Annotated in this window: 12 protein-coding genes; 4 read left to right on the top strand and 8 right to left on the bottom strand. The window is 44.4% G+C overall.

Going from position 1 to position 13,303, the window contains the following annotated elements:
- Window positions 1–143 precede the first annotated feature (143 nt).
- Together DI53_RS14225 and DI53_RS14220 are read right to left on the bottom strand one after the other, a co-directional pair.
- Complete coding sequence (locus DI53_RS14225; protein ID WP_037500961.1) at window positions 144–1,295, bottom strand: aldose epimerase family protein; 1,152 nt, start codon at window positions 1,293–1,295, stop codon at window positions 144–146.
- A gap of 231 nt (window positions 1,296–1,526) precedes the next feature.
- Window positions 1,527–1,871, bottom strand: a complete 345-nt coding sequence (locus DI53_RS14220) for a DUF6122 family protein (RefSeq protein WP_037500958.1) — start codon at window positions 1,869–1,871, stop codon at window positions 1,527–1,529.
- Window positions 1,872–1,967: 96 nt separating this feature from the next.
- On the opposite strand from DI53_RS14220, the gene DI53_RS14215 reads away from it, so the two are divergent.
- Window positions 1,968–2,309, top strand: a complete 342-nt coding sequence (locus DI53_RS14215) for a HopJ type III effector protein (RefSeq protein WP_037500955.1) — start codon at window positions 1,968–1,970, stop codon at window positions 2,307–2,309.
- A gap of 148 nt (window positions 2,310–2,457) precedes the next feature.
- Here DI53_RS14215 and DI53_RS14210 read toward each other — a convergent pair whose 3' ends face one another.
- The gene (locus DI53_RS14210; RefSeq protein ID WP_037500951.1) at window positions 2,458–2,976 is read right to left on the bottom strand and encodes a hypothetical protein; all 519 of its coding nucleotides are present in this window, start codon (window positions 2,974–2,976) and stop codon (window positions 2,458–2,460) included.
- A gap of 145 nt (window positions 2,977–3,121) precedes the next feature.
- Between DI53_RS14210 and DI53_RS14205 the strand changes: the two genes are divergently transcribed.
- Entirely contained in the window at window positions 3,122–3,328 is a 207-nt protein-coding gene (locus DI53_RS14205) for a hypothetical protein (RefSeq protein ID WP_131555289.1), read from the top strand.
- Between the two features lie 214 nt (window positions 3,329–3,542).
- On the opposite strand, the gene DI53_RS14200 is transcribed toward DI53_RS14205, so the two are convergent.
- Both DI53_RS14200 and DI53_RS14195 read right to left on the bottom strand, forming a co-directional pair.
- Window positions 3,543–4,391 carry an NAD(P)-dependent oxidoreductase gene (locus tag DI53_RS14200; protein WP_037500945.1) on the bottom strand — a complete coding sequence of 283 codons (849 nt, stop codon included), beginning with the start codon at window positions 4,389–4,391 and terminating at the stop codon, window positions 3,543–3,545.
- Between the two features lie 32 nt (window positions 4,392–4,423).
- Window positions 4,424–5,266: an aldo/keto reductase gene (locus DI53_RS14195; protein ID WP_037500942.1), complete on the bottom strand. Its 843-nt coding sequence runs from the start codon at window positions 5,264–5,266 to the stop codon at window positions 4,424–4,426.
- Between the two features lie 129 nt (window positions 5,267–5,395).
- Between DI53_RS14195 and DI53_RS14190 the strand changes: the two genes are divergently transcribed.
- A complete protein-coding gene (locus DI53_RS14190; protein WP_037500940.1) occupies window positions 5,396–5,605 on the top strand; it encodes a DUF6965 family protein in 210 nt (69 codons plus the stop codon).
- Between the two features lie 58 nt (window positions 5,606–5,663).
- Window positions 5,664–9,005 carry a DEAD/DEAH box helicase gene (locus DI53_RS14185; protein WP_037500937.1) on the top strand — a complete coding sequence of 1,114 codons (3,342 nt, stop codon included), beginning with the start codon at window positions 5,664–5,666 and terminating at the stop codon, window positions 9,003–9,005.
- Window positions 9,006–9,025: 20 nt separating this feature from the next.
- On the opposite strand, the gene DI53_RS14180 is transcribed toward DI53_RS14185, so the two are convergent.
- The 3 genes from DI53_RS14180 to DI53_RS14170 form a co-directional block, all read right to left on the bottom strand.
- Window positions 9,026–9,490, bottom strand: coding sequence for a hypothetical protein (locus DI53_RS14180; RefSeq protein ID WP_052072415.1), 465 nt, complete (start codon window positions 9,488–9,490; stop codon window positions 9,026–9,028).
- Window positions 9,491–9,552: 62 nt separating this feature from the next.
- The gene (locus DI53_RS14175; RefSeq protein WP_037500931.1) at window positions 9,553–11,334 is read right to left on the bottom strand and encodes a DUF4091 domain-containing protein; all 1,782 of its coding nucleotides are present in this window, start codon (window positions 11,332–11,334) and stop codon (window positions 9,553–9,555) included.
- Between the two features lie 234 nt (window positions 11,335–11,568).
- Window positions 11,569–13,203 (bottom strand): ABC-F family ATP-binding cassette domain-containing protein, encoded by a 1,635-nt coding sequence (locus tag DI53_RS14170; RefSeq protein WP_037500928.1) that lies wholly within the window; start codon window positions 13,201–13,203, stop codon window positions 11,569–11,571.
- Window positions 13,204–13,303: the final 100 nt, after the last annotated feature.

Below are 13,303 nucleotides of genomic sequence, written 5' to 3'. Positions count from 1 at the left end.
GATAGACTTGGTATTAAACAATAACACAAAGTATAGCGTCCGTAGTGTGGATGAAATACGAAATGAAAAACTAGATTTCGTTGTTATCCAATTCCACGATCATAGCCCGGAAGATATTGATTGGCAGGCAAAAACCAATGCAATTATCTCGTTGAAAAACGGTAGACGCAAACATGCTTATAGGTATTGCCCGGTTGCAGCATAATCGATGGCCAATCAGGCTTATTCGGGGAATCTGGGAAGTATTGGGATTCCAAACAAATACCAGCTTGTTTATTGTATACAATATCTTTTTTTCCGGTGCGTGATCCGTCGAGCATATTGCCCGTGTATACCTGCAAACCGGGTTGATCTGTGTAGACGTCCATCAAGATACCACTTCGAGAGGAATATAGGCTTGCCGCAAGTTTGCTGGAATCGCCGTCGGTATTTAATATAAAATTGTGATCTATACCGCCTACAATGGCCAATTGGTCGGAACCGTTTCCCTGGCTGCCTAATGCATCAGCAATTGCAGTACTCTTCCTGAAATCAAATGCTGTATTCGTAACCGATTGATAGTTGCCGGTGGTGATCAAATCAGGACGTAATGGCGTAAAGCTATCCGCATTGACATACAGACTATCTCCCAATATGCTGTTCGTGGGATCGCCCGACAAGTTGAAGAAGCTATGATTCGTCAGGTTAATCGGTGTTTGCTTATCCGTCGTGCATGTATATCGAATGGAGAGACTGTTATCTGCCCTCAATGTGTAAGCAACCTCCACATCAACTTTTCCAGGAAAACCACCTTCGCCATCTGCCGATGTATAACGTAGTGATAAGGTACTATCCGTGAGCTTTGAGCCTTTAAAAACCTGATTTTGCCAGCCCGCAGCGCCACCGTGTATACTATGCTCGCCGCTATTGATATCCAAGCGCACCGTGTCGCCATCCAAAACAAACTTTCCATGGTCTATACGATTGGCTACCCGACCGATCGTTGCGCCGAATGAGGACGGCTTTGCGGTATACTCATTGATATTATCAAATCCCAAGACTACATCGCTAAATTTCCCAGATCTGTCAGGAACCCAAAGCGATACAATCCGCCCGCCATAATTGGTTATACAAATCTCTGCCCCCTGCATATTTCGCAGTACAAAAAGACGTGTCGAATCGCCATTCAATGCACGTTCGAAATTGCGGACTTCTAGTCCCGATTTTGTGATAAGATCATTTTTATTCGTGCCACATGCACAGAAAAAAAGCAAAGTCGCAATAATAGGCGAGCTAAAATAACGTATATCTTTCATATTGAGTTTCGGTTTTTATTGGGCAAAATATTATCATATGCAATGTACGAAGATTCCTGATTAATTGCGCTAACACGGCGTAGTTGAGATAGATAGACAAGTAGATGAGAATTTTTCTTGCCTAACGGCCATAGTATACATCAAGAGCAACTAGGACGCCATTTACCTAATCCATAGGTGGGCAAAACCCATAACAACTCCACCGAGCTGAGAAATAAAAAAGGACAAAAGCTAGAGCCACTCGCCCAATTGGCAGTCGATAACATCAGTTAGCATATGAAACAACAGACCGAGCGTAATGAGCTGCAAAAGGGAGCTCCTTTGGGAGAAAAGAAACGCGACCGCGTATATGATGATAGCCGGGTAAGAGTGCAATAAATGAAAACCGACGCTGCAGCGATTGGGATCAAATATAGGATCGGCTAAAAGATGATCTAGATCAACCAGCATGGTGCTAAGCAAAATCAGCCACGCAAACCTCCAACGCTCTCGATAAAAAAGATAGGCAATGGCGCCCGGCGCGACGAAATGCAAGCCGTAGTGGATAATGGTTTGTATAATGCTCAATGTACCCATTTTTCAAAGATACATACTGCAGCAAGTACACGCGCTTATTCTCCAAAAAAATAATATTTTTGCAACAGGTAAAGTAAAGAATCATTCATTATCAATATGTCGGAAAAAATCAACATACTACTGGAGAATTTACAGGCAAAAAAAATCCAATTCGCGGATGTTATTGCTTTTATTGAAGAAAGCTACCTTCACACCGCTACTGCTTTCAAAAATGGCCAGACTACAAATACAGCCGATCAAAATCAAGGCAGCGCCAAAGTGTTTGCCTTTGCAGGCTTAAATAACCTTTCCAAAGAACAAACATTATCATTATTTGCAGAACATTACGACGCTGTGTTGGGAAACCCGGAGGGAACAGACCATCAAAACATTCGCCAATTTCGCGAACATGGTTGGGATGGGATAACATTTGAGGGCAAAGCATTGCAGCCTAAATAAATGTAGTTTCAAAAACAAAAAAATATTATATTCAAATAATTGTGAATTTAAAAAAATAGTTCTACATTTAGGTGCGTCAAAACTATCCACAGACTTGTGGAGTATATCTAGTAGAAAATTCCCGGTCGTGAGATAGGGAATTATTTTTTTACTCTGCATTTATCGAAGTGGTAAAGGATCCATCTTTCAGCACGACGGAATCAATAACATTTAAGCCTTGTACGGCAATTAAAGTACCTGAAAATGATCCCTCAACAGTGTGTTCATTCATGTCTTCAATTTCCAAAGTGAAGTCATCTGACAAGGCGATCGTTCCTCGTGTGGCAGTGAAGTTAAACTGTTGATTATTTTCTAAGCGCGAATACGTGGCCAGCATATCGTAGGGTGAACTATCGTCCAGCGTGTATCTGCCTACAGAAACGCTGTTGTCTTTTGCCAAAATACTGATCGTCATCCAAGACGAGCCATCTCGTGTTCCCCTGATTTCCAAACTATTCCCACCGGCTATCCATCGGGCCGATACGTTATTGTAAATTTCCACCTTATCATCTACAGTAACCTTTAAAAAGTTGGTAGCATCACCTAAATTATCCTTCACCCGGTCACTGCAGGATGTGAACAGTAGCAAGAGCGCAGTGAAACTCCAAATTGTAAATCTTAAATTCATTTGTTACGGCAGAAGTATAAGTTGATTATCAAAAATACAACAATATCTATACGCTACCTATACATTTTCAATATAATTGGAAAACTCACTATTAAAATCATTAAACCCTTTTGCGGCATACGTTGTTCCTATTTAAAAGATGGATATGCATGATATACAGCTTATAGAAAGAAAGGGTAATGATCTAACATTGGAAGTAAATGATCAAGACGGTGTAACAGTTTTGGCTGAAGTAACGCTGTTTGACGATGGCAACTTCAATGCGCGGGTAGGTTCACATCATGTCGCTGAAGAGGTAAGGAATGATATTAATCATTTCCTAGCAGAAAATAAGGTTACATATGAGGGATGATGAGCCTTAGAAGGATTTCATACCGATATTAACCAGCAGGTAAAGTCAGGGGGGAATTCTCCCCCCTACTTTACTTTATGTAATGCTGCAATGTTAGCATCCTTGTTTGGCGACGCCCGAACTATTGCCGGTTTCTATGCGGAGAATAGCAAACATAATCGCCGCAAAAATGCGGCGAATAGATTGCAGCTCAACGCTAAGCCGCCCTTCAGCGTTACTTTAGCTTCAGATACTTCAGCAACGCAATAACATCTTCTTCCCCGTGTCCAGCCCTACTAGCTGCCTTCAATGTTTGTATGACGGCGGCTCCAGCTGGGAAATCCGCACCAAGATCTGCAGCTAACGAAGCATCTTTCAACATCAGATCCAGGGCGAATGCTGGAGAGAAGTCGTTATCAATCAGAAGCGGTGTTTTTACTTTTGTAGCTCCACTTCCGCTCGCGCTGGAGTTTACAATATCCAGCATATCCGTACGGGATAGTCCCAAAGTGTCGGCAAATAGCGTCATCTCCGCCAAGCCTTGGTACAGGATAGATAGAAAATAGTTTAGCGCAATTTTCGCGGCCAGTCCCTTTCCATTTTCACCAAGATGCTTTATGGTTTTGCCCATCACTTCAAAACAGACGCGGGCCCGATCTACATCCTGCGCATTACCGCCCACCATAAAGAGCAATGTGCCTTCTTTAGCAGGTGTCGTACTCCCTGCCACGGGAGCATCTAAAAAAGAAGCCTGCTTCACTTGTAGCGCTTGACCAATGTGTATAGAGCAGTCTTGCGATATCGTACTCATATCCACAAATAATTTACCAGCAACCGTATGTATTAACACCTGCTCATACACTGCCTTCGCCGCTGCATCGTCTGTTAGCATAGTAAATACAATATCGCTATGCGCTAAAACATCGGTAATATTTTCCGCTACGCGCGTTGATGGCTTAAAGCCCGCCGTGCGTGCAGACGTCCTATTGTAGATCGTTAGCGGAAAGCCTGCCGACTCTAAATTTTTTGCCATCGGATGGCCCATATTCCCCAGGCCTATAAAACCTATTTTTTCCTTATTCATCGTTCTCCTCGTTATAGTATCCTGATAACTTATTAAACCCTGTCGGGCCAATTGTTTGGTAGCTCTCCACTGAAACCCATTTCAGGTAAATTGTCAATCTCACGCATTTCGTCCGCAGACAATTCGAAATCAAAGATAGCTAGATTTTCGGCGATACGATCCGCTGAAGTAGATTTAGGTATCACGACTACATCATGTTGTATCACCCAGCGTAGACAGATTTGCGATACAGATTTACCATACCGCTCCGCAAGTGACTCCAGAAGCGGGTTTCCAAAAACTTTCCCTCGCGCCAATGGCGACCACGATTCTACCGAAATGCCTTTCCGCTGGCAGTACGACACTACTTCCTGTTGCCAATAGCCCGGATGAAACTCTATTTGATTCAAGGCAGGCACAACGCGCGCAGTTTCCAAAAGTGCCTCCAGATGTTCGGGCCAAAAATTACTAACTCCAATCGACTTTATCTTACCCTCCGACTGCAGCTCCTCCATAGCTCGCCAAGCGTCTGCATTCGCCTGCTGCCAATTTGGGTAATTTTTAGCATTGGCAGGCCAATGGATAAGGTAAATGTCGATATAGTCCATACCCAACTTTTCGAGTGATAACTGGAAAGCCTGACGTGTTTCTTGATAGCCTAAATTTTCGCGCCAAAGTTTCGTTGTGATGATAATCTCTTCCCGCGGGATATTGCTCCGCCGAATAGCCGTTCCTACCTGTTCTTCGTTGCCATATTTTGCGGCCGTGTCAAACAAACGGTATCCAAGCGCCAAGGCGTGCAGAACGGCTGCAATACCTTCTTCATTTGTCGCTTTATACGTGCCAAATCCCAAAAGCGGGATCGTAAAGCCGTCATTCAATTGTTTATATTGCATACTAAGTCTTCTATGTTTTTAGAGGATACAGTTTACTACACAAGTACCTAAAAGCAATTTAGCGGAAATCTCCCGATTATTAGCCATGCCGATGTAAATAGAGCAGCTTAATTTCCTATTTTTGCTTTCATGACGATAGATGAATTGAAGCAGGAGCTGTCAGGTAAATCATTCCCGCAGGAAGTGATGATATCCCCGGATCAAATAGTTTTTGATCCGGAGCTCTTTTTGCGAACGCAGTTTATAATGGTTGATGCTTGGAAAAAAGACATCGAAAAATGTCCTGCTTATATTCGGTTAGTTCGGTTTAAAGATGCAATCTCCAATTTGGAACAGTAAGTATGCACTGGCTTCCTAAACGTTTGTATAGGTTGCTGCTCTAAATATCTCCCATGCTATGCGACTGCCATCCGGTGAATACATTCTCGACAATATATCTTTCACCACATTAAGAGAGGTGGATTTGCTGACGCACTATCAAGGCACGGCAATACCGTCTCGCGCCGTCCTAAACCGCCTGCGGGTGGATGCGCTGACCGTAGGTGAAGGTGTATTTCGGTTAGAAGAGTATACCGCTTCTAACGCGCAAACAAGTGTGTCCCTAGCTGAAGACATACTTGTCGTACACTGTTCTTGCCGCCTGCAGGAAAACTTTTTGTGTGAGCATGAGTTGTTTACGTTGCTGGCATTGATCACGCTACCAGCATTACGACCTTTTTTTGATATAGGAAGCAGGCGCAAGATTTTTGAAGACTATGCCCATCGCTATGGGCTGGAGCAGGAGGCAGATCTTGATAATTATTTCCAGCTGCACTACGACAAAGGAAGCCTACATGTGTCAGCAAAAAACGATGCAATCCTCATGGTCGATCAACTCGAGAACGACAACGTCCTAAAAACTATTACGACCAAACCAAAACGAAAAGGCGGAGTGGACGGTAGTAAAAGACGAATACTTGTTTTTAGCCGGCACCGCTTTTACGATCATCTTCGATTTGAATTGCTTGATGTAGCACTAAGCAGCGCTGGAAAGCCAAAGGCAGGTTTCGATTGGATAGACCCAAAGCAATTGCTGTGGAAGGCCAAGGAGGCTCATGAAGCAAAATTTTATGCGGCCGTAACAAGCTTTGAGCAGGATTACAATGAATCGGAGGATGAAAGTACCTTCGAGGCGCTGCAGATTATCGCCGCAAATCCTTTGAAATTCCCACTTTATTACCACGATCGGGAAATAACTGAAAAACTTAACAGTAAATCCCTCTGTCCTCTGACTGTCAATCGGCTTGATGCCACCATAGAACTCTTCGTCTTTAAGAAGGAACCTTTTTATGAAGTAAGCGCTTATTTGCTCTGGGAGGAGGAACGCATTCCGCTAAAAGAGATGACCTTGACGCATGGCTACTTCCTCAAACGGCAAGATGTATTCTTCTTATTGCCAAGCTTTCCGGTGTTGAGCCTTATCCAATATTTTAAAAAGCGCCCTGCATTGATGTTAGTTCATCAGTCAAAATATGATGAGTTCTTGCGCCAAACCCTCGAGCCGCTGGAAGAGCTGGTAAAGATAAACTACGCCTATATTCGCAAAGCTTCTCCAGATGAAACAGCGATCCAGCGCGAAGATACGGAGCGGATTATCTACTTCAGCCAAGATGGGAGTTACGTAAATATCACGCCAGTAACACGTTATGGAGACATAGAAATCCCAATCGCATCACAAAAGCAAATTAGGGCGCAGGATGCTAATGGCAACCTCTATGAAGTAGAGCGCAACCTGACAGCCGAATCTGTCTTCAAAAAAATTGTTTCCCTACAACATGAAGACTTTTACGAACAGGAATCTGAGCGTAATTTTTTCTATTTGCACCAACAGCAATTTTTGGATAATGACTGGTTTCTCACGGCCTTCGAGGTTTGGAAAAATGAAGGCATCACGTTGTTGGGCTTCCAAGAGCTAGGGCTAACGCGGCTGAATCCCAACCGCGCGAAGATAGACATCAAAGTGTTGAGCGGGACGGATTGGTTTAACAGCAAATTGGAAGTAAGCTTCGGCGAGCAGCAGGCCACGATTAAACAAGTGCACCGGGCCATAAGGCACAAGAGTAAGTATGTACAGCTTGATGATGGCACCTATGGCATCCTTCCTGAAGAATGGATCAAAAAGATATCCCGGCTTTTTCAGCTGGTAGTTTTTGATGATAGCACGCTAAAAATACCACAGATAGCACTCTCCGAAGTGGAATCTCTTTTTGCTGAGCACGACTTTCGAGCAGCATTGCATCAAGAGATCGACAGTTACCGAAAAAACATAGCAGCTTCAAACGCCCCGAGGCAGGTTGAAATTCCGGAGACTTTGCAGACCTCCCTTCACCCCTACCAACAAGCTGGATTACAATGGATGAAGCAACTGGCTGCCATGGATCTGGGCGGTTGCCTAGCCGATGATATGGGATTGGGAAAGACTATACAAGTCATCGCATTTCTATTATCACAGCACGGCGGCAGCCCGCCAAAGCAAAGTTTAGTGGTAGCACCTACTTCCTTGCTTTTTAATTGGCTGGCGGAATTTAAGAAGTTAGCGCCTGCCCTGCGCGTGCTCTGCCTACACGGCGGCCAGCGGGAGCCTGACTATGAGCACCTGCAGGAATATGATGTTTTGTTGATTAGCTATGGTACGCTCTTGGCTGATATCGGCAAACTAAAAAAACGCTCATTTCACGCTGCTATACTGGATGAATCGCAAGCTATTAAAAACCCGACATCAGCGCGATACAAGGCCGCCTGCATGTTGCAGGCGCAGACGCGCTTCGCCGTGACAGGAACCCCGTTGGAAAATAGCACTTATGATATCTACGGCCAACTATCCTTTGCGTGCCCCGGCTTGCTCGGAAGCAGTCAATACTTTAAAGATACCTTTGCCGGTCCTATTGATAGATTTGGAGATCGAAAGCGAGCAAAAAGCCTTCAACAAACCATAGCGCCGTTTATTTTAAGGCGCACAAAAAAACAGGTAGCAAAAGAACTTCCGGAAAAAACAGAAATCACGATATATTGTGAGATGGGCGATGCACAGCGGGAGATTTACAACAACTACGAAGCAGAGCTGCGCGACTACCTACAAGGCATTCGTGATGATGAAGTTAGCCAGATCAATATGCATGTACTTGCTGGCTTGACGAGGCTCCGACAGATCTGTAATGCCCCAGCGCTACTGAAGGAAGGATACGCCAGCACGATATCTGCCAAGATGGAGGTCTTAAAAGAACAGCTTTCACAGCTTACCGGCAACCACAAAGTATTGGTGTTTTCACAATTCGTGGAAATGCTTGATCTCGTGCGAGAGGAATTGGAGCAACAAAAGATACCTTACTCATATTTGACTGGCCAGACAAAGCGGCGAGGCGAGGTGGTGAAGGATTTTCAGGATAACGAAGAGAAGCGAATTTTTTTAATGAGTTTGAAGGCAGGCGGTGTTGGCTTGAACCTGACGGCAGCTGACTATGTTTTTCTTCTCGATCCTTGGTGGAATCCTGCTATAGAAACGCAAGCGATAGACCGCAGCCACCGACTAGGCCAAGATAAGCCTGTTATTGCGGTGCGGCTTATCTGTCCGGATACAGTGGAGGATAAAATAATGAAGTTGCAAGATAAAAAGAAAGATTTGGCGGTTGATCTGGTCAAGACTGACGCTGATTTTACGGCTAAATTCAGTAAAAAAGATTGGCTCGATCTTTTAAATTAAACGAACCAATCTGATCAATTTTATTGTTCTTTTGTCAATACCAGGCCAGAATCGAAATTAAGACTGTTGAAATCTTTAAAGACAAACTTGCCTTCCTTCTCCTCTACATCACCATAGCCTTCCTTCGCTGTCTTCCCATTCAGCTTAAACGCCACCTCCCTGACGGATGACATCCCTTCTGATTCAAATGTGTAATCGGCTATCAGTAGGCCATCTTTCACCTCGCCCTCAAAGCTTCCGCTGTTATGGTCTTTCTCTTTCCAAGCATAAGTTAGGTGCCCCATCGCCTTAGTACCTTGAATGGTAAGATGCAAAGCGACGGTGTCGCCATCTTGTTGGTAAGTATAGGAGCCCGCTATATCATTTTCTTTAGCAGAAGCGCTGCTGTCGGCAGTTGTCATTTCCTCGGTTGTTGTTTTAGTTGACGACGGTCCGCACGCTGTGCATAAAACTGCCCCGGCGAAAATATAGGCTATTGTTTTCATATTCGTTTGTTTAAGTAGCTTATCAATCAAATCATGTACCAAAAGCGAACCTCGTTGTGCTCTTAATTGCTGAGTTTGACCGATAAATCATGCAGCAACGCCTTCGCCTGATTGAGATCCGCATTCCAGTTCCCACCGCGTTCTCCGGTATTCATTTTCGCTATTGCTCCCTTCAATTGCTTTAGCTTTTCCGTTTCGCCGGCGTTTTGCAATTGATTTTTCACGATTTGCACTTTCTCATAATCCTGAATGCCCTCCAGCATACGCTCGTAGCGGATTGAGCTTCTACCACCTGGATACACAATATAGGTATCGCCAGCAGGCCAGGTTCGGAAGCGGGAATCTTGCAGTGGATTTTGCACCCATGAATTGAAAGCCCAACGCAACATACCATCAAAACCGGCGGCCTCAGCATACCACGCTAGGTAGGTGGATTCAGCCGGATCAGAGAAGGTGAACTGATTGGGGAATGCATCACTGCAACAGATATAGAACGTGGTATTGAGCCCACGTGATTTGCGGTTCTCGAGATCTTCAGCAGAGAACGGATGACCGATAGAAATACTGATATCATCACTATCTGGATAGCGTTGATAGGTCTTTTGGTTGTCAGCGTAAGATACGCCCAACTCGGGGCACACCTTATTTAAAAAAGTAAAAGCAGCATCCATTTCTTCTCGCGAACGCTCATCCGTCGCTATATTTGCAATCTCCAACCAACCTTTTGTTTGTAAATGTTTGACGAAATCTTTCAAAAACGGTGTCCATAGTTCCTCGAAGATAGCGGTACCCGGTTTTGCAGCTACGTTGACAGTTTTGTCGCTTTTTTGATCATAGTAATGGATTTCGTTATTCCAGGGGACAATAGAATAGCAGTTGATCATTTTATCGATACCCAAATCCATCATCAACTGCACCCAGCGGTCAAACACGGTATAATCGTAGCTCCAACCAGAATCTGCATTTTTCACCCACTTTATCATGTCCGCATATGGATCATAGGTCTGCACATTCCAAGGGTCTTTATTAAGTGTGGTGGTGATCACTTTCTGCCCAGCATTTGCCAACAGTTGCATTACCGGCTTTAATGCTTCAAAGTGTGCATCAGACCACATTGCCGTGCCAGATACCCGAGCTACGGCAGCAGGGTGCTGCCACTGATCCAGATGGTATGTCCAGCTCGTCGGCGGCGGTAAAAGCTGATCAATAACTTCAATATGGAGTTGCAGCTCTTGTTTGGCGGCTGACATGCTTTGTACGCTTATCGTCCCCTTATAACTCCCTGGTGCTGCATCTGCAGGGATATCGACGCTTATCCACACAGGTCTTGCGGTTTTACCTTCCATAGTATAGGAAGCAAGGTGGTCCAACATATCGGGCACTAGCGAAGAGGCAAAGTCTTGCGGCTTTCGATGACCACAGCCTTCCGCGAATTCGTCCGTCATCACATAACGCACAAATCGGGCTTGCATAGCCGATGCCGGAAGGATGTCGCCAGCCTGGCTTTTGAAATCCGCCAGTGTGATGCGCACGTCACTCTCCTCCTCAGTAGTCCATAGCAAGATTTGTGCAGACAAGCGTTCCCCACGCCAACCGCGAATAGTTTGCTCCTTGGTTTCAGCGATGACCGGGGCTACCGATTTCGGAAATCGCTTGTCAATCGTGACAAAGGAGCTATGCAAGCCTGTCGAAACCGCCGACCAATCTGCAAGGGTATCCGACGTCGGATCTGGCAGTTCCCGAAAATCATTTGCCAGCACGCTGACATGCTGCGCTGAAAGCTGTGTCCAACAAAGCAATGCAAAAAGCAAAAGAGAACTGTTTTTAAAAGAAAATGTACGCATAGGTGTATATCATAAATACTTAGCTGTAGCAAACTAAGCAAAATAGCTAGGCCGTGCAAATTCTGCAACGACGCAAACGATTGCTCTATCTGCATTCAATAGCATGTCAATATTATCGGTCAGGGATTGCGTAGCCGCAAGCCGGAAAAAGCAAAAGCGAGCGCCTGCTATAAAGATCGGAGACAAAAAAAGACGCTAGTTTTGCTAGCGTCCTTCGTTACTTTTATCAACGTTTTACTTTTTCTTTGCGTAAAGTTCTTCGCGTTGCGCCTTTACCACATCTGAATTGATGTATTCATCGTAAGTCATCAATTTATCGATAATACCGTTTGGCGTAAGCTCGATAATACGATTGGCTACTGTCTCTGTCAATTCGTGGTCACGGGATGTAAAGAGCATGGAACCTCTGAAATCTTGCATTCCGTTGTTGAGGGCCGTGATAGACTCTAAGTCCAAGTGATTGGTTGGTTCATCAAAGATCAAAAAATTGGCGCCTTGTAGCATCATTTTCGAGAACATACAACGCATTTTCTCACCCCCTGATAATACGGAAACCTTTTTCATTACTTCCTCACCGGAAAACAACATCTTGCCCAAAAAGCCACGTATAAATTGCTCATCTGCATCCGGCTTTGTTGTGTAGTTGCGCAACCAGTCTACCAAGTTGTCGCTCACCCCGTCAAAATATTCAGCGTTTTCGATAGGCATATCGGTTGGCGTAATGGTAATGCCCCATTTAAAATCGCCCGAATAGTCGCTATCACGTCCGGCCAAAATTTCGTAAAATGCCGAGGTCACTAAAGAGTTCTCAGACAAAACTGCAATTTTATCTCCTTTGTTCATCATAAAGGTGATATCCTTGAAGTAGGTCTCACCATTTACCGTTTTACTTAACCCTTCGACGCTTAGAATCTGGTCGCCTGGCTCACGATCCATTTGGTTGAACATAATCGCTGGATATTTCCTATTAGACGGTTTAATATCCTCAATATTCAATTTATCGAGCGCTTTTTTACGCGACGTAGCTTGTTTTGACTTAGAAGCGTTGGCCGAGAAACGACGGATAAATTCCTGTAGTTCCTTTACCTTATCTTCCATTTTCTTGTTCTGGTCAGAACGTTGTTTCAATGCCAATTGTGACGATTCATACCAAAACGAGTAGTTACCGCTGTATATGGTCATTTTACCAAAGTCAATATCGACAATGTGTGTACAGACATGGTCTAGAAAGTGACGGTCGTGGGAAACCACCAATACTGTCGCCTCATAACCTGCCAAGAAATCTTCCAACCAAGCAATTGTATTGATATCCAAATCGTTGGTAGGCTCATCCAAAATCAACACGTCTGGATTACCAAACAAGGCTTGCGCTAAAAGCACACGCACCTTCTCATTACCATCGAGCTCTTTGACCAATTTGTAATGCAATTCCTCTTTAATTCCGAGGTTACTTAGCAGTGTGGCGGCATTACTTTCCGCATTCCAGCCGTCCATCTCTGCAAATAGGCTTTCCAATTCGCCAGCGCGCTCACCGTCAGCGTCAGAAAAATCCTCTTTCATATAGATAGCGTCTTTTTCTTTCATAACCTTATACAGCTCTTGGTTACCCATCATCACCGTTTCCAAAACGGTAAATTCATCAAACTGATAGTGATTTTGGTTTAGCACGGACATACGCTCGCCCGGCGTAAAAGATACGGAACCCGTCGTTTGATCGACTTCGCCCGATATAATTTTGAGGAAGGTGGATTTCCCGGCGCCGTTAGCACCAATAATTCCGTAACAGTTTCCAGGGGTAAATTTTAAATTGACATCTTCGAACAGCACACGCTTGCCGAAACGAAGGCTTAGATTTGAAACATTAATCATGCGGCAAAGATACGCTTTATTCTTGGATTTTTGATGCTTACTCAGAGCGCATTATGGAATTTGATCTCATAATTGGGTCAAAATGAGCAGACCCTATCAG

The organism is Sphingobacterium deserti (assembly GCF_000757725.1).
In the GTDB taxonomy this organism is placed as follows: Bacteria; Bacteroidota; Bacteroidia; order Sphingobacteriales; family Sphingobacteriaceae; genus Sphingobacterium; species Sphingobacterium deserti.
The sequence above is the reverse complement of the archived record's forward strand: the minus strand, read 5'-3'. Positions and strand labels throughout refer to the sequence as shown.